This window comes from Novosphingobium sp. BL-S-32 (assembly GCF_056857055.1).
The window spans coordinates 480234-496559 of record NZ_CM166476.1 but is presented as its reverse complement, the minus strand read 5'-3'; the positions used below and the strand labels follow the sequence as shown (position 1 = coordinate 496559).

15 protein-coding genes and 1 pseudogene are annotated in these 16326 nt (G+C 64.1%); 5 read left to right on the top strand and 11 right to left on the bottom strand.

Annotation, left to right across the window (positions count from 1 at the left end):
- The first annotated feature begins 8 nt into the window (after positions 1–8).
- Together AC1VVK_RS02360 and AC1VVK_RS02355 are read left to right on the top strand one after the other, a co-directional pair.
- On the top strand, positions 9–953 hold the full coding sequence (locus AC1VVK_RS02360; RefSeq protein ID WP_482904225.1) for a hypothetical protein: 945 nt from the start codon (positions 9–11) through the stop codon (positions 951–953).
- On the top strand, positions 953–2347 hold the full coding sequence (locus AC1VVK_RS02355; protein WP_482904224.1) for a sensor histidine kinase: 1395 nt from the start codon (positions 953–955) through the stop codon (positions 2345–2347). Before AC1VVK_RS02360 ends, AC1VVK_RS02355 begins: the two co-directional genes overlap by 1 nt.
- An 85-nt stretch (positions 2348–2432) precedes the next feature.
- Here the strand turns inward: AC1VVK_RS02355 and AC1VVK_RS02350 are convergent, their stop codons facing one another.
- The 3 genes from AC1VVK_RS02350 to gltX all read right to left on the bottom strand — a co-directional run bounded on the left by AC1VVK_RS02350 (position 2433) and on the right by gltX (position 5559).
- The gene (locus AC1VVK_RS02350) at positions 2433–2660 is read right to left on the bottom strand and encodes a hypothetical protein (protein ID WP_482904223.1); all 228 of its coding nucleotides are present in this window, start codon (positions 2658–2660) and stop codon (positions 2433–2435) included.
- A 147-nt stretch (positions 2661–2807) separates the two neighbouring features.
- Positions 2808–4091, bottom strand: a complete 1284-nt coding sequence (locus AC1VVK_RS02345) for a citrate synthase (RefSeq protein ID WP_132385471.1) — start codon at positions 4089–4091, stop codon at positions 2808–2810.
- A 13-nt stretch (positions 4092–4104) separates the two neighbouring features.
- On the bottom strand, positions 4105–5559 hold the full coding sequence (gltX, locus tag AC1VVK_RS02340) for a glutamate--tRNA ligase (RefSeq protein ID WP_482904222.1): 1455 nt from the start codon (positions 5557–5559) through the stop codon (positions 4105–4107).
- On the opposite strand from gltX, the pseudogene AC1VVK_RS02335 reads away from it, so the two are divergent.
- Together AC1VVK_RS02335 and AC1VVK_RS02330 are read left to right on the top strand one after the other, a co-directional pair.
- A pseudogene (locus AC1VVK_RS02335) lies at positions 5541–6608 on the top strand (ComEC/Rec2 family competence protein); the annotation flags it as partial. The gene gltX and the pseudogene AC1VVK_RS02335 overlap by 19 nt on opposite strands.
- A gap of 109 nt (positions 6609–6717) precedes the next feature.
- On the top strand, positions 6718–7791 hold the full coding sequence (locus AC1VVK_RS02330) for a ComEC/Rec2 family competence protein (protein WP_482905103.1): 1074 nt from the start codon (positions 6718–6720) through the stop codon (positions 7789–7791).
- 132 nt (positions 7792–7923) lie between these two features.
- Here AC1VVK_RS02330 and lexA read toward each other — a convergent pair whose 3' ends face one another.
- From lexA to moaC, 3 genes are all read right to left on the bottom strand, one after another.
- Positions 7924–8613, bottom strand: a complete 690-nt coding sequence (lexA, locus tag AC1VVK_RS02325) for a transcriptional repressor LexA (protein WP_482904221.1) — start codon at positions 8611–8613, stop codon at positions 7924–7926.
- Positions 8614–8727: 114 nt separating this feature from the next.
- Complete coding sequence (locus tag AC1VVK_RS02320; protein ID WP_482904220.1) at positions 8728–9948, bottom strand: molybdopterin molybdotransferase MoeA; 1221 nt, start codon at positions 9946–9948, stop codon at positions 8728–8730.
- Complete coding sequence (gene moaC / locus AC1VVK_RS02315; RefSeq protein WP_482904219.1) at positions 9948–10430, bottom strand: cyclic pyranopterin monophosphate synthase MoaC; 483 nt, start codon at positions 10428–10430, stop codon at positions 9948–9950. Before moaC ends, AC1VVK_RS02320 begins: the two co-directional genes overlap by 1 nt.
- A 219-nt stretch (positions 10431–10649) precedes the next feature.
- On the opposite strand from moaC, the gene AC1VVK_RS02310 reads away from it, so the two are divergent.
- A complete protein-coding gene (locus AC1VVK_RS02310; RefSeq protein ID WP_482904218.1) occupies positions 10650–11555 on the top strand; it encodes an AraC family transcriptional regulator in 906 nt (301 codons plus the stop codon).
- Positions 11556–11567: 12 nt separating this feature from the next.
- Here the strand turns inward: AC1VVK_RS02310 and trpC are convergent, their stop codons facing one another.
- From trpC to AC1VVK_RS02285, 5 genes are read right to left on the bottom strand one after another with little or no spacing between them, the layout of a single operon-like run.
- A complete protein-coding gene (gene trpC / locus AC1VVK_RS02305) occupies positions 11568–12359 on the bottom strand; it encodes an indole-3-glycerol phosphate synthase TrpC (protein ID WP_482904217.1) in 792 nt (263 codons plus the stop codon).
- Between the two features lie 19 nt (positions 12360–12378).
- The gene (gene trpD / locus AC1VVK_RS02300) at positions 12379–13371 is read right to left on the bottom strand and encodes an anthranilate phosphoribosyltransferase (RefSeq protein WP_482905102.1); all 993 of its coding nucleotides are present in this window, start codon (positions 13369–13371) and stop codon (positions 12379–12381) included.
- A gap of 5 nt (positions 13372–13376) precedes the next feature.
- A complete protein-coding gene (locus tag AC1VVK_RS02295; RefSeq protein WP_482904216.1) occupies positions 13377–13976 on the bottom strand; it encodes an anthranilate synthase component II in 600 nt (199 codons plus the stop codon).
- Positions 13973–14785 (bottom strand): phosphodiester glycosidase family protein, encoded by an 813-nt coding sequence (locus AC1VVK_RS02290; RefSeq protein WP_482904215.1) that lies wholly within the window; start codon positions 14783–14785, stop codon positions 13973–13975. Before AC1VVK_RS02290 ends, AC1VVK_RS02295 begins: the two co-directional genes overlap by 4 nt.
- Positions 14782–16293: an anthranilate synthase component I family protein gene (locus tag AC1VVK_RS02285; RefSeq protein ID WP_482904214.1), complete on the bottom strand. Its 1512-nt coding sequence runs from the start codon at positions 16291–16293 to the stop codon at positions 14782–14784. Before AC1VVK_RS02285 ends, AC1VVK_RS02290 begins: the two co-directional genes overlap by 4 nt.
- Positions 16294–16326: the final 33 nt, after the last annotated feature.

Below are 16326 nucleotides of genomic sequence, written 5' to 3'. Positions count from 1 at the left end.
AGGGACGGATGATCGACAATGCTGTCCATCCGGCCAACGTGGAGAACGTCGAGGCCGTGCTGCGCGCCGAACTGGCGCGGGGCGACGCATTGGCGGCAAGCGTCCAGCCCGTCCTTCGGCATTTGCTGACGGCACAGGATGGCGCGCTGTTCAGTGACGAGATCCTTGCGCGGGTGCGCGGCATGTTGGGTGACCTGGCCGGGGCGCTGCTCGAAACGCCGGGCGGGCTGCCCGCACAGGGTAGCGAGGAGCACGAGGCGCTTGTGCTGGCCTTGATGGACCAGCGCGCACTGTTGGGCCACGTTCACGCACTCGCGCTGGAATGGCGTCTGACTGAATGCTTGCAGGCCCGCATGGCGCTCGACCCCGTCGTTTCGCCGCTGCTCCAGTCGCTCGTTTCTTCCGAGAACGAGGGCGTTCAGGCCCTCGCGATGACATGGCTTGCGGCGCAGGCGCGTTGGTGTCAGGCGCAGCGCCGGATGGGGCTGCCGTTCACCGAACTGCCGGGCGAACTTCTGCACGGGGCGCTTCAGGCACTCCGTATCGCGTTGTCCGGTACGGCCGATGCGGGCGCGAGGATTGCCGCGACCGAAGCTGCGGTCAGACTACGCTATGAAGAGGGGGCTAGCCGCCTTGGCCTTGCTGCGCAGCTCGTCATGGGGCTGGGCAATCATGTGGACGACGCGCTGGCGATCGACCACGGCGGTCTGGCACTGTTCCTCACCGCGCTGGCGCTGCGATCCGGACTTGGGCGCGATGCGCTGGTGCTGTCCACCCATGAGGCGCAGGCTGCGCGGCTTGCACTGGCACTTCGGGCCGCAGGGCTTTCGGCCGCCGAAGTCACGCGCCAGATGCTGGTGTTCCATCCCGGCCAGATCCTGCCCGAGGTGTTCGACGAGATCGGCGGGGACATGGCAGCGATCATCCTGGCAACGGGACGTCTGGGGGGCTGATGCTCGCCATCGGCAACATCGTGGCTCGTGCCGAATGTGACGCGCAGGACCGCCTGACGCGCGCTGACGAGCCGCTGGCCGGATTGCAGACGCGGTGCGGCGGCGCGGTTCCTGGTGCGATTGCGGTGCCGGAACTCCTCGATATCGTCCGCAAGGCCCGGAGTTACGGCTTCCGCCTGGCACGCGCAATTACGGCCTTTGATGGCGCCGAACTCGTAACAGCCTGGGTGGAGATCCAGCCGCTCTTCGGCGAGGACGATTCGGACGAGGCCGGATGTTGCGAGATCGTCGTCCGCAACTGGCAGACGACGCAAGTGGCTGTCGAGGACACCGCAGCTTCCGACCGCCGCCGTACGATGATCGACCGGCACCTTGCCGAGTTGACGGCGCGGCTTGACGGCGCGCAGCGGGTGCTTTCGGTTGAGACCGACAGTCCCGAACTCGCAGGCGTTGCCGCAGCCATGGCGGGCGGACTTGGCAAGCCCTGGACCGATTTCGTGCCGCCGGAAAACTTTACGCAGCGTCAGCCGCTGCATTGGCGCCTGCTCGACGGGGCCCGGGTCTGCGTGGTGGGTTCGCAGAGGCCTTGGCGAGTGGCGCTTGTTCCGCAGTTCCAGCCGGGTTTTGATCCGACCGGGTTCGAACTGCTGCTGGTTTCGGATGCGCCTTCGGCACCGTTGCCGACAGTGCATTCGCCGGCCGAGCCGCTCATGCGGCGCAGTCTGGTGGGACAGGATCTCGCGCCGGTGCTGCGGCAGCCGATCGCTCGGATCATCGCCAATGCGGAGACGATCCGCACGCGGCTCGCTGGGCCGTTGCCTGATGCCTACGCTGAATATGCCGGCGAGATCGCGGGGGCGGGCAAGCTCCTGCTCGGCTTGCTTGAGGACCTGGCCGACCTCGAAGTCGTCGAATCCGACAATTTCGACACGATCCCCGACCATATCGATCTTTCCGAAGTTGCCCGGCAGGGCGCGGGAATTCTCAATGTGCGTGCGCAGGAAAAGGGTATCAGGGTCGAGGCGCCGCACTGGACCGAGAGCCTGCCAGCCATCGCTGAATTCCGCCGCGTTCTACAGATCATGCTGAACCTGATCGGCAATGCGGTCCGCTATTCGCCCGAAGGCTCACAAGTCTGGATCAGGCTGGATTCGCTTGATGGGCGGGCTTACGTGACGGTGGCTGACCAGGGGCCGGGCTTGGCGCTTGAGGATCAGGAGCGTGTCTTCGAGAAGTTCGAACGCCTGGGTCGCAGCGGGGATGGTGGTTCTGGGCTTGGTCTTTACATTTCGCGGTGCCTGGCGCGTGCCATGGGCGGCGACCTTACCGTGGAGAGCGCTCCAGGGCAGGGTGCGCGGTTCATTCTTGAACTGCCGGCCGACCGCGATGCCTGACGATTCAGTTCAGGTCGAGCTGAGATGGTTCGATCATTGCATTGATTTAAAATAATAATGCCAGAATAGGCTGCGGCGAAATGGCCTAGAGCCGGTTGTCGCTGCTGCTGCGCCCGTTATTTCGCCACGCCAGCCATAGCAGAATCGCGCCAACACAGACCATGACGGCACCGCGAACGGCCCAACCGCGATCGTCTATCATGAAGCTGTTTGCGGGCCAGAGCACCAGTCCGGTCCCCTGTCCGACCCAAAGCACGCCCAGCGCTACGGCCAGGAAGCCGATGATGCAGGCGAGAATTCTCAAGAACAGCATGGTAATTGCCCCATAATGGCCCAGTGGCTGTGTAGTAACAACTTGCGGCCAATTTGTGGCTTTCGCAACAATATCCTTGATTCGTAGAGCAACAAAAAAAGGCCCCCGCTTTCGCGAGGGCCTTTGATCTTGTCCGATGCGCCGGGATCAGCGCTGATTCATCGGCACGTAATCGCGCTGCGTCGGGCCGGTGTAGAGCTGACGCGGGCGGCCGATCTTCTGGCCTGGATCCGAGATCATTTCGTTCCACTGCGCGACCCAGCCCACGGTGCGGGCAAGGGCGAAGAGCGCCGTGAACATCGTGGTCGGGAAGCCGATGGCCGAGAGGATGATGCCCGAGTAGAAGTCCACGTTCGGGAACAGCTTCTTCTCTACGAAGTACGGATCGTTCAGCGCGATCTCTTCAAGGCGCAGTGCGGTCTCGAAGAGCGGGTCGGTAACCTTGAGCGCGTCGAACACTTCGCGGACGGTCTTCTGCATGACCGTGGCGCGCGGATCGTAGTTCTTGTAGACGCGGTGACCGAAGCCCATCAGGCGGAACGGATCGTTCTTGTCCTTCGCACGCTCGATATAGTGCGGGATCTTGTCCGGCGTACCGATTTCCTTGAGCATGTTGAGCGCGGCTTCGTTCGCGCCGCCATGTGCAGGGCCCCAGAGGCAGGCGATGCCGGCCGCGATGCACGCGAACGGATTGGCGCCCGACGAACCGGCAAGACGCACGGTCGAGGTCGAGGCGTTCTGCTCGTGGTCGGCGTGGAGGATGAAGATACGGTCCATCGCCTTTTCGACGGCGGGGATCACTTCATATTCTTCCGCCGGCACGCCGAAGGTCATGCGCAGGAAGTTGCCGGTGTAGCTCAGCTTGTTGTCCGGGTAGAGGAAAGGCTGGCCAACCGAGTACTTGTATGCCGCAGCGGCGATCGTCGGCATCTTGGCGATCAGGCGGTGCGAGCTGATCTTGCGGTGCTCCGGATCCGAAATGTCGGTCGAGTCGTGGTAGAACGCCGAAAGAGCGCCGACCACGCCGCACATGATCGCCATCGGGTGGGCGTCACGGCGGAAGCCGCGGTAGAACGTCGCCAGCTGCTCGTGGAGCATGGTGTGGCGCGTGATGGTGTTGGTGAACGTGTCGAGTTCGCCGCCATTGGGCAGCTCGCCGTTCAGCAGGAGGTAGCAGACCTCCATGAACGAGGAGTTCTCGGCCAGCTGGCCGATCGGATAACCGCGGTGCAGAAGGACGCCTTCGTCACCGTCGATATAGGTGAGCGCGCTCTCGCAGCTGGCCGTCGACGTGAAGCCGGGGTCGTACGTGAACTTGCCCGTCTGGGCGTAGAGCTTCCGGATATCGATTACATCCGGGCCGACACTGCCCTTGAGCACGGGATAATCGAATTCCGTGCCACCAGCATTCAGTTTGACCTGATCACCCACCAGTTCTTACTCCTTATATTTGCGTTCCGGCCGCCACGTCCGCCTGCGCGCCAATGCGAGCAAGGCTTTCGTCCCGACCGAGCAGAACCAAGACGTCGAAAATGCCCGGAGAGGTCGTTTGACCGGTCAGGGCGGCTCGCAGCGGTTGTGCGAGCTTGCCGAGGCCCAGTCCCAGCTCCTCGGCCATTGCCTTGAGGTTGGCTTCCAACGCCTCGAGGGTCCATTCGGACTCTCCCGAGAGACGTTCATGCATTACGGCAAGGCGCGTACGCGCTTCGTCGGTCAGCAGCGCCTGCGCCTTCCCGCTCATGGCGAGCGGGCGCTTGGCGAATAGGAAGGCCGCGCCTTCGGCAAGTTCGTTGAGGTCCTTTGCGCGGACCTTCAGCACCGGCATGGCCCGCGTCAGCAGGGTCATGTCCGGATTGTCACAGCCTGCTGCCTCAAGGCGCGGCAGGACGAGGCCGGCAAGCCGGGCGTCATCCGCTTCGCGCAGGTAGTGGCCGTTGAGATTTTGCAGCTTGGCAATGTCGAAACGCGAGGGCGACTTGCCGACATCGGCCATGTCGAACCATTCAACAGCCTTTTCGCGGCTGATGAACTCCTCGTCGCCGTGACCCCAGCCGAGCCGCAGCAGATAATTGAACAGCGCTTCGGGCAGGATGCCCATCTCATCGCGATAGGAATCGACGCCCAGCGCGCCGTGGCGCTTGGAAAGCTTGGCGCCATCCGAGCCATGGATCAGCGGCACGTGGCCATAGACCGGCACGTCCCAGCCCATGCCGTGGATGATCACGAGCTGGCGGAAGGCATTGTTGAGATGATCGTCGCCGCGCAGGACGTGCGTGACGCCCATGTCGTTATCGTCGACCACGACTGCCAGCATATAAGTCGGCGTTCCGTCCGAACGCAGGATCACGAAATCGTCGATCTCCTCGTTCTTCACGGTAACTTCGCCCTGGACCAGGTCCTGGATCGTCGTTTCACCCTCGCGCGGCGCCTTGATGCGCACGACATAGGGCTTTTCTGCGGGCCAGGCCGAGGGATCGGCGTCGCGCCATTCGCTGTCGATGCGGAACGGGCGGCGCTCTTCCTGTGCCTTCTGACGGCGTTCGGCGAGTTCCTCGCTCGTCAGGTAGCAGCGATAGGCGTGCCCCTTGGCGATGAGTTCGTCTGCGACTTGTGCGTGCCGATCCGAGCGGGCGAACTGGAACACTGCCGGTTCGTCGCCGCCGAGGCCCAGCCAGTTCAGCCCGTCGAAAATCGCCTCGATCGCCGGTTCGGTTGAGCGGGCGCGGTCGGTGTCCTCGATGCGCAGGAGGTACTTGCCGCCATGGTGGCGGGCATAGAGCCAGTTGAACAGCGCCGTACGAGCGCCGCCGATGTGCAGGAAACCCGTGGGCGAGGGGGCAAAGCGCGTGACGACGGGCTTTCTGTCCGTCTGTCCGCTCGATGCGCTACCGCTTGCCATTGTTATCACCTTCCGTCCTTATGTCGGCCATGGCCAGCCTAGCCGCCACGACCGATGATCCCGTTTTTCCGGCCTCTGCCGGAGGCGCTGCGTTGCAGCATCGCCCATGGATCAGCCAGAGCCACATGTCGAGGTGTTTGGTCGGTGTCGAGTGTTTTCTTTCGAACTGCGGTTTCGACAAGGCGCCGTGGCTTACAGTGGGCTTTGGGGCCGGAATTGCGGGCTGGTTTGGGCTGCCCCGGCCTCTCTATTGGATTGCATTTTGCGCAACTTGTGCGGCTACCGCAACTGCTGCCAGCGTCTGGCGGCACGGTCGGGCCAACTTTCCGCTGGTGCGACGTGCGGTCATGTCGATGGCGCTGGCTTTGCTGTTCGGTTGCCTGGCCGTGTGGGGCCGTTCCGAGCTGGTTGGCGCGGCGCCGATTTCGCGCTCCTTATCGGGTACGTTCATGGCCCGCGTCCTGTCGGTGGAAGAGCGGCCGGCCCAGGAACAGCGCCGGTTTGTGGTGGCAATGCGGGAGCCGGCGACCGGCCGTGCGATAATGGCGCGGGTGACTGTGCCCAATCGATTCGGCGCTCTGCACGCCCATTCGGGATCACAATCGCAAGTCGGGCCGGGCGCGTTGATCCGCTTCCGTGGCAGGCTGGTTCCGCCGGCTTCTCCGCTCATCCCAGGGGGGTACGATTTTGCTCAGGCAGCGTGGTTTGCGGGCCTTTCCGCAACGGGCAGCGTCCTCGCGCCGATTGAGGTCTTGAACGCCGGAACGGGGGGAGACCTTTTGGCTGCCTGGCGGGAAGATCTGAGCGGTCATATCCAATCGAGGCTACCGAGCGGCAGTGCAGGTATCGCCGTGGCATTGGTTACCGGAGACATGGGGAGCATTTCCCAGCAGGATGGGCAGGCCATGCGCGATGCCGGGCTGGCGCATCTGCTTTCGATCAGCGGTCTGCACGTCAGTGCGGTTATCGGCGCCGTCTATTTTCTGGTGCTTCGCCTGCTGGCGCTTTCGCCCGGATTGGCGTTGCGCTGGCGGCTTCCCATTCTGGCGGCAGGCGTGGGCGCACTCGCTGGCATCGCCTACACGTTGTTGACGGGATCGCAGGTGCCGAAAGGTACGCTCCTGCGTGGGATCGCTCTTGGTGCTCACTGCACTGGCCATGGGGCGGGAGGCTTTGTCCGTCCGCCTACTGGCAGCCGGCGCCTTTGTTGTCATGCTGTTATGGCCCGAATCTCTTGCCGGGCCGAGCTTCCAGATGAGCTTTGCAGCGGTTCTGGCGCTGATCGTGGTGGCAAATGCCGGTCCGGTGAAGCGCTGGATGGCGCCGCGTGAGGAAAGCATTGTGATGCGCCTTCTGCGCGACATTGTCCTTACGCTGGTGACCGGGATCGCGATCGAAGCCGTACTCATGCCGATCGGCCTCTATCATTTCCATCGGGCGGGCGTGTACGGAGCCATGGCCAACATCGTGGCAATTCCGCTGACGACCTTCATCATCATGCCGCTGGTCGCTGGGGCCCTGTTGCTCGACATCGCCGGACTGGGCGCCCCAGTCTGGTGGCTGGCGAATTGGGCCATTGCACTGCTGCTGGACCTTGCTCACGGAACGGGAGGACTTCCCGGCGCCGTGAGGTTGTTCCCGACGATGGGAACGGGCCATTTCCTGCTTTTCGTTGCGGGCGGACTTTGGTTTGCCTTGTGGCGTGGGAGAGTGCGATTTCTGGGGCTCGTTCCCGCAATCGCAGGTGCTCTTGGTCTGGCATTGCTGACGCCGCCGAACATCCTTGTTGCAGGCGACGGCCATTACGTGGGCGTGGTTGTCGACGGCGGAAGAAATCTGGCCCTCTTGCGCGAGAGCAAGAGCGATTATGCCATGGACAACTTCCTGGAAGTGGTCGGTCAGAGGAATGCTCCGCTTTCCCTGCCTCGGCGGCCGGAAGCACACTGCAATGCGGATTTCTGCGCGGTTTCACTTGATCGTGGCGGCCGGACGTGGCGCGTACTGATAGCGCGCAGCGATGCCTATGTTCCTGTCCCGGCACATTTGCGCGCGTGCAGTCAGGTCGATATCGTCATTGCAGATCGCCGCTTGCCAGGAAGTTGTCATCCCCATTGGCTCAGGATCGACCGACCTATGCTCAAGCAGACGGGCGGTCTCACCATCGACCTGTCTGGGCAGACAGTGCAGACCGTTGCCCAAGAGCAAGGCGGTCATGGCTGGTGGCGGCCTTAGAGCGTTTTTGAACAAGGCGGAATCACCTGACGACTCGGAAAACGCGACAAACCAAAAACTTGGAGCGTTTGATCCGATACAGTCGGATCAAACGCTCCAGATCGTCGTAGATGCAGGATTTCGCTGCTCGCTTCAGTGATAGCGGCGCAGAATCCCAGCGAGTTTACCCTGCACCTGAACTTCATCCGCACCGTAAAGTTGGGCTGTATATGCCGCATTGGCCGGGTCGAGCCGCACCTTGGGGCCTTCGCGCCGCAGGTACTTTAGGGTTGCCTCTTCACCACGGATGAGGGCGACGACAATCTCGCCGTCACGCGCGGTATCGGTACGCTTCACGAGGGCCAGATCACCATCGAGAATTCCCGCCTCGATCATCGAGTCGCCCGAAACTTCAAGGGCGTAGTGGTCACCGGAACCAAGCAGGGCCGCCGGAACCGGCAGCATCGACTGACCCTCTATGGCCTCGATCGGCGCCCCGGCAGCGATACGGCCGTGCAGCGGAATCTCGATCACGTCGTTGGCCGGTTCGGGTGCCCGAGGAGCCGGACGCAGTGACGGCGCCGTCTCGCGCGGCGGCGCAGCTGCGGTAGTTGGCTTGCTATTGACGTCTTCGGGCTGGCGAAGAACTTCCAATGCCCGTGCGCGGTTGGGCAGGCGGCGGATAAAGCCGCGCTCTTCCAATGCCGAAATCAGGCGGTGCACGCCCGACTTCGACTTGAGGTCAAGTGCGTCCTTCATCTCTTCGAAGCTAGGCGAGACGCCGCTGTCTTCGAGCCGCACCTGAATGAACCGGAGCAATTCGTGCTGCTTGCGCGTCAACATCTGGCCTGCCTCACCTGCTGGGCCGCCGTCAGCGGCCTTGTTGCCATCGCGAAGAACACTTGCAGGTTCGTTCGCGAACAATGAGGGAACAATTAAGCAACGAATCCGGTAACGTCAAGCAATACCGCCATTCTGGAGCAAGTAGACTCGCACCGGATCGCCTGCCCCGGCAACTGGCGCACGCGCGGGGCGATCGATCAGGACATTGCTGGTGGCCAGCGAAGCCAGCGCGCCACTGTCCTGAACGACTTGCGGGGTGACGTTTTCTCCGTCCCACACGCCCCGCAGGAATTCGCGGCGATCGCCGGTCGCGGGTACGGGGCTTGTTAGCAGGGCGAGCATGGACATCGACGTCGGCCGGCCCGCGCCCAATAGCGCGCGCAGGACCGGCAGCAGGAAGTGATACGCGGTAATATGGCTGGAAACGGGGTTTCCGGGCAGTCCGATAACGAGTTGGCTGCGCCGGCCTTTGGCTTTCCGGGCGACCAGGATCGGCTTTCCCGGTTTGATCGCTACGCGCCAGAAATCGAGTTTGGCGCCCCAGGCTTCGAGCGCCGGGCGCACCAGGTCGTGCTCGCCGACGGAGGCGCCCCCGCTGGTGACGATCACGTCCGAATCCGCCGCCGTCTGGAATGCTTTGACCAGTGCTTCCAGTTGATCCTCGACCGGTCCGATCCTGTCGACTTTCACAGGCAGATTGCGCGCCATGGCGGCGAGCATGGCGCCATTGCTGGCGGGGATCTGATGCGGTTCGCAGCATTCCGGGTCGGAAGCCAGTTCGTCCCCGCTGTCGATCACTGTGAGGTGGGGAATGCGCCGGACAGGAAGGTGTTTGTGGCCGGCTGCCATTGCGAGCGCCGCCTGCGAGGATCCGATCCGAACGCCAAGTGGAAGGATTTCCTTGCCTTCGGGGAAGTCCATGCCGCGACGGCGTATGTGCTTGTGCGCAGGGATGGGTGCCTCGCCGGTTAGCGAGATGCGATGCTGTTCGCGGGACAGATCTTCCTGGAGGATGACCGCCTCGGCGCCCGCGGGCATCAGTGCGCCGGTGGAAATGCGCACGGCCTGACCCGGTGCCACGGTTGCGTCGTAGGGATGACCCGCCGCGCTCTCACCCACCACATGCCACGGGCCGGTGAGGTCTTCGGCGGTGACTGCGTAGCCATCCATCGCCGAGACATCTGCCGCCGGTTGGGTGCGGCGAGCCAGCATGGGTTCGGCAAGGTAGCGGCCCAGCGCACCCTCTATGTCAACGCGCTCGATCGGCAGGGGGTCGACAAGCGACAGCAGCTTGGCCTGTGCGTCTTCGAGCGAGAGCATTGGATGTCCGGCCATCAGGCAGTGCCTTCCAGAGTCCAGTGTCCCGACTTTCCGCCGCGTTTCTCGATGAGCCGGATTTCGCTGATAACCATGCCTTTATCGAGCGCCTTGGCCATGTCGTAGATTGTCAGAAGTGCGATGGAAGCTGCTGTAATAGCTTCCATTTCGACACCAGTTTTGCCGGTGAGGATGGCCGTGGCGGTTGCGCGGATGGCGCTGTCTTCGAAATGGAAATCCACGTTTACCGCATCAAGCATTAGCGGGTGGCACATGGGGATCAGATCGGCGGTCTTCTTGGCGGCCATGATCCCGGCGATGCGGGCTGTGCCAAGAACATCGCCCTTGGGCGCGTTTCCGAGGCGGATCGCTTCGAGGGCGTCCGGCGTCATGGAAATCCGGCCAGATGCCACGGCGAGGCGTTGGGTTTCGTCCTTGGCGCCGACATCGACCATGCGGGCGGTTCCATTCGAATCGATGTGGGTCAGGCTCTTGGTCATGTTCAGCCTTCGGCTTCCGCAAGGTGACTCAGTTTACATGGTCCTGAGAAAGATGCCGCAGCCGCGCCGGATCGCTGGATTCGCGCGGTTTTTCTGGAAGTTCTGCAAAGGTCCATGAAGGACCGATGGCAGATTTTGTGCGAGTAGGACAGGGATTGCGGCGCGATTATCGCAAGATCGATCAGGCAGGTATTTGGGTTTCGTGGCAGGACAGCCTGCATGACACGAAGCTCGAAACAGGATGAACATTCGCGCCGCCGCTATTTTGACCGGATGGCGCGCGTGGTCGAGCGGATCGATGCAGAGCAGGACGCGTCGCCGGACCTAGAAACGATCTCAGGATGGGCCGGATTCTCGCCGTACCATTTCCATCGTCAGTTCCGGGCGCTGAGCGGAATGCCGGTCCAGCGTTTCGTTCAGCTTTCGCGGTTGCATCGGGCGGGTACGAAGCTGGCCTATCAGCCCCGCACGCGGGTTACCGATGCCGCGCTGGATGCCGGTTACGAAGCGCCGGAAGCCTTTGCCCGCGCCTTTCGCGCGTGGATCGGTCAGACGCCTTCGGCTTTTCGCGCTGGGCCGGACTGGTTGGCATGGCAGGCCCTGAGCGACACACTCCAAGTGGCAAGGAACAGGACAATGGTTGAAACCACGGCAATCGACGATGTCGAGATTCGCGAATTTGCGCCGATGCGCGTGGCGGTCATGGAGCATCGCGGCGACATGGCAAAAATCGGCGACACGATCCGGAGATTCATCGACGGGCGGCAATCGGCGGGCTTCGTGCCGCCAGGCAGCCGCACGTTCAATCTCTTCCCGACCGTTCCGCGCACCACACCGATCGAGGATCATCTGGTCATGCTCTGCGCGTCGGTACCGGCATGGTTCGCCGGTGACAGCCCGGCCGGCGTGCGTGTAGATGAGATTCCCGGCGGTCGCTATGCGGTGCTGCCGATCACGGGCCCGGCAATGGACCTGGAGGAATCCGCGCTGTGGCTCTACCGCGAATGGTTGCCCGCCAGTGGCGGGAGCCTGCGCGATTATCCTCTTTTCTGCGAGCGCGTGCGCCTTTACCCGCAGTTTTCCGCGACCGAGGCGCTCACGGAAATGTTTCTGCCGCTGTCCTGACCGGCGCGCTGATCAGGCCCCGGTGAGCAGAGCCCGGGTTGCCGTTTCCACGTTCGCTTCGCGCATCAGGCTTTCACCAACAAGGAAGGTCCGCGCACCGCAACCTGAGAGTCTTTCGAGGTCGGCGTGAGTGTTGATGCCGCTTTCGCTGACCAGAAGCGTGCCCTCGGGCGCCAGTGGCGCAAGGCGTTCGGTGGTGGCGATGTCGGTGACGAAGCGCTTGAGATCGCGGTTGTTCACGCCGATCAGCCGCGACTTCAGGCGAGCGGCGCGCTCCATTTCAGCTTCGTTGTGAACTTCGACGAGGCAGTCCATGCCGCGTTCGTGGGCGGCGGCTTCGAGTTCGGCCATCAGCACGTCGTCAAGAGCGGCGACGATGATGAGAATGGCGTCGGCGCCGATCGAGCGGGCTTCGGCCACCTGCCAGGGATCGACCATGAAGTCCTTGCGGATCACCGGCAGCGTGCAGGCGGCGCGGGCGTCCATAAGGAAGTCCTCATGGCCCTGGAAGTAAGGCGCGTCGGTCAGGACCGAGAGGCAGGCGGCGCCGCCGCGCTCATAGGCGACGGCATGTTCTGCGGGACGAAAATCAGGACGAATCAGCCCTTTGGAAGGCGAAGCTTTCTTGATTTCTGCAATCAGGGCAAAGCCGTTTTGGGCCTTGGCACGCAGCGCCGCTTCAAAGCCGCGCGGGGCGCTCTGGTGCGCGGCGTGGGCATCAAGGTCGGCCATGGTGGCCACGGTCTTGCGCTCGGCAACTTCCTCGCGCTTGGTGTCGCAGATCTCGGTAAGCTTGTCGGACATCGTAAACCTTTCGCGCGGCTCAGCCCTTGAGCGCGGAAATCCAGCAGTTGAGCAGGGCATTGGCGAGGCCCTTGTCGATGGCTTCGGCCGCTTCCTCGACGCCTTCGCGCCAGGTCTCAGCCTCACCGGCGACGATCAGGGCACCGGCCGCATTGAGCAGCACGGCATCGCGATAGGCGCCGTGTTCGCCCATGAGCAGGCGGCGCAGGGCTTCCGCATTGTAGGCCGCGTCGCCGCCACGGATCGCGCCGACGGGTGAGACGGGCAAGCCGACATCCTCGGGCCCGACGCGGCGCATCGAGAGTTCGCCGTGCCGGATCTCGGCCACTTCGTTGCCGCCCGCGAGGCTGAGTTCATCCAGCCCTTCGTCGCCTGAGATGACGAAGGAGTGATCGCTGCCAAGGCTCATCAGTGCTTCGGCGTAGATCGGCACATAGGCCGGGCGGGCGATACCGACGAGCTGGCGACGCACATTCGCCGGGTTGGCTAGCGGGCCCATCAGGTTGAAGATGGTGCGGCGGCCGATCGCCTTGCGGATCGGCATGATCCTGCCCATCGAGGGATGGTGGCGGGCGGCGAAGAGGAAGCAGATGCCGAGGTCGCCGAGTGTCTCTTCCGCCGTCTCGGCCGCGCGGTCGAGATTGAGACCGAGCGCTTCCAGCGTGTCCGCCGCGCCGGCCTTGGAACTGGCGGCGCGGTTGCCGTGCTTGGCGACCGGCACGCCGCAGGCCGCGACGACCAGCGAAACCGCCGTCGAGACGTTGAGCGTGTGGTGACCGTCGCCGCCGGTGCCGCAGACGTCGATGGCGTTTGCAGGGGCATCGATCGGGATCATGCGGGTTCGCATGGCGCGCGCGGCGCCGGCGATCTCGCTCGCCGTCTCTCCGCGCTCGGTCAGAGCGAGGAGGAAGCGGACCACGGCGTCGTCGCCCACGCGGCCATCGAGAATGGCACCGAAGGCCTCTTCGGCTTCGGCTTCCTCGATGGGATGAAGGGGATCGGGCAGGATCATCGTCGTCATGCCGCGGCGAGCCGTGCGGGCATTCGGGCTTCGATGCCGCAGAGCTTCAGGAAATTCGCCAGCATCGCGTGGCCGTGCTGGGTAGCGATGCTTTCCGGGTGGAACTGCACGCCGTGGATCGGCAGCGCCGTATGGCGGAAGCCCATGACGTGGCCGTCATCGGAGCGGGCATTGATCGTCAGCGTCTCGGGAACGTCCTCGACGATCAGCGAGTGATAGCGCGTGGCGGTGAAGGGCGAGGGCAGTCCTGCGAACAGCCCGGTGGCGTCATGCGTCACGGCCGAGGTCTTGCCGTGCATCAGTCCGCCGCGCACGACTTTACCGCCGAAATACTGGCCGATCGACTGATGGCCAAGGCAGACGCCGAGCAGCGGCTTTCCGGCATCGGCGGCTGCGCCCACGAGGTCGAGGCTGATGCCTGCCTCATTCGGGGTGCAGGGGCCGGGCGAGATCAGGAAGCCCCGCGCGCCGCTGGAGATCGCCTGCCCGGCCGAAAGCGCGTCGTTGCGCACGACTTCGACTTCGGCGCCCAGTTCCATCAGGTAGTGGACCAGATTCCAGGTGAAGCTGTCGTAATTGTCGATGACGAGGATCATGATCCAGCCTTTCCAGAATTGGCCCCGATAGCGGCCTTTGCGCTTTTCTCGACAACGATCAAGGGGCCGAGCGGCGGACCGCCGTCGACACGCCCGTGATCAGGGTCCCAAAGCGAGGAGACGCTGCCGTCGAGAAACAGCGCGTTGGGGCAATCCAGCTTGTCGCGAAACAGCCGGGCGAGCTTGCCGAACGAGACCGGCTCATCCGAGATCACGAAATGGGCCCGCCCTTGCCGGTCGACACCAACGGCATTGCGCAGCTTGAGCGATTGGCCGTCTTCATCGATCCGGGGACGAAGCTTGCCGTCGATCACCAGCATTGGACCGGACTGCGTGCCGAAGTCGGGGCGATGGTTCACTTTGCTCGCGAACTGGTCGGTCGTGCGGATCTGCCAGTGTCCGGCGGCATCGCCGAAGAATACGCCGTTGGGCAAGAGGTGGAAATTGCCCCAGCCCTTGTTGGTGTTGAGCGTATGGACGCGCTCGCCCTCGATCGCGGCATAGCCGATCGGCTTGCCGTCCCCGTCGAACATGCCGCCGTTCATCGCGAAGGCGACTGCCGGGCTGCCCGACGGCCGCCCGACCGCAAGCTGCGAGAGGCTGCGATAGGGCGCGCCGTTCTTCGGCCCCAGAACGAGGTGGATCGTATGGCGGCCGGGCGTGGCAGTGCAGTGCGTGAAGCTCGCGCCTTCGAAGCTGGCGCCCTCGCATGGCGGCGGCGGTGGGGCTTCCGCTCGCCGCTGCGGTTGCTGAGCGCCCGAGGAACAGGCAGCGAGGGTTAGCGCAGCCGCAAGAGCGGCGGCCCTCATTGGCCGAAGCCCGGCTCTCCCGCCACGCGGATGGCCTCGCGCGCGGCGGCGAACAGGGCGCCGGACTTGGCCTCGCACTCACGCTGTTCGTAAGCGGGATCGCTGTCGGCAACGATGCCCGCACCGGCCTGGACGTGAAGCACGCCGTCCTTGAGCACGCCGGTGCGCAGGACGATGCACGAGTCGACGGAGCCGTCGGGCGCGAAATAGCCCACGCCGCCAGCATAGGCGCCGCGCGTTTCGGGTTCGAGGCTGGCGATGATCTCACAGGCGCGGACCTTGGGTGCGCCCGAGACGGTGCCTGCCGGGAAGCCCGCGAACACCGCGTCGATGGCGTCGTGCTTGGCCGTGTCGAGCTGGCCGATCACGTTCGAGACGATGTGCATGACGTGGCTGTAGCGCTCGATCGTGTAGCTGTCCGTCACTTCGACGCTGCCGGCGGCGGCGACCCGGCCAACGTCGTTGCGGCCAAGGTCGAGCAGCATGAGATGCTCGGCGCGTTCCTTGGGATCGGCGAGCAGGCTCACTTCGTTGGCCTTGTCCTCGGAGACGGTCTTTCCGCGCGGGCGCGTGCCGGCGATCGGGCGGATCGTCACTTCGCCCTCGCGAACGCGGACGAGGATCTCCGGGCTCGATCCGATCAGCGCGAAGCCTGGCAGGTCGAGGAAGTAGAGGAACGGAGACGGGTTCACGCGCCGGAGCGAGCGGTAAAGCGCGATCGGCGGGAGCGGGAATTCGCAGGTAAAGCGCTGGGCCAGCACGACCTGGAAGATGTCGCCCGCCTCGATGTAGTCCTTGGCGCGCGTGACCATGGCTTCGTAGTCGGCGGCGGCCATCATCGGCGTCCGTACCGGCTCGGGAAGGTCCGTCACGGCGGGCGCCACCGGGACAGGCGCGGAAAGCTTGCGCAGCGCCTCATCGATGCGTTCGGCCGCCATATCCACAAGCGTTTCGGGCTTGCCGTTTTCGGGCCACAGCGGGGCGACGAAGAACAGCTCGTCGCCAAGCCGGTCGAAGATCAGGATCAGCGAGGGGCGGACGAAGAGCATGTCCGGCAGCGCCAGTTCACTCTGCGGTGCACGGGGCAGCTTTTCGACAAGACCGATGGTCTCGTAGCCGAAGTAACCGACCAGGCAGGCGAGAGCCTTGGGCAGCTCGGCCGGAACCTCGAAGCGGCACGATTCCACCAGTGCGCGCAATTCGGCGAGGGCATCGCCCGGGAGCGCCTCGAAGGCGTCCCGGTCATGCTGCCACTTGCGATTGATCGCGCAGGAGTGGCCATCGGCGCGGAACACCAGATCGGGATCGAGGCCAAGCAGGCTGTAGCGCCCGCGCGTCTCGCCGCCTTCCACCGATTCGAGCAGGAAGTCGCCGCGCCCTTCGGCAAAGAGCCTGAGCGCGGCCGCCACGGGCGTTTCGGTATCGGCGACGAGACGGCGCCAGAGCAGCGCGGGCTTACCCTCGCGCAGCCGTGACAATGCCTCTTCGCGATCCGATTCGCGCTTCATGCCGATGGGTGTCCTTCTTTGGGGGTTACGGGT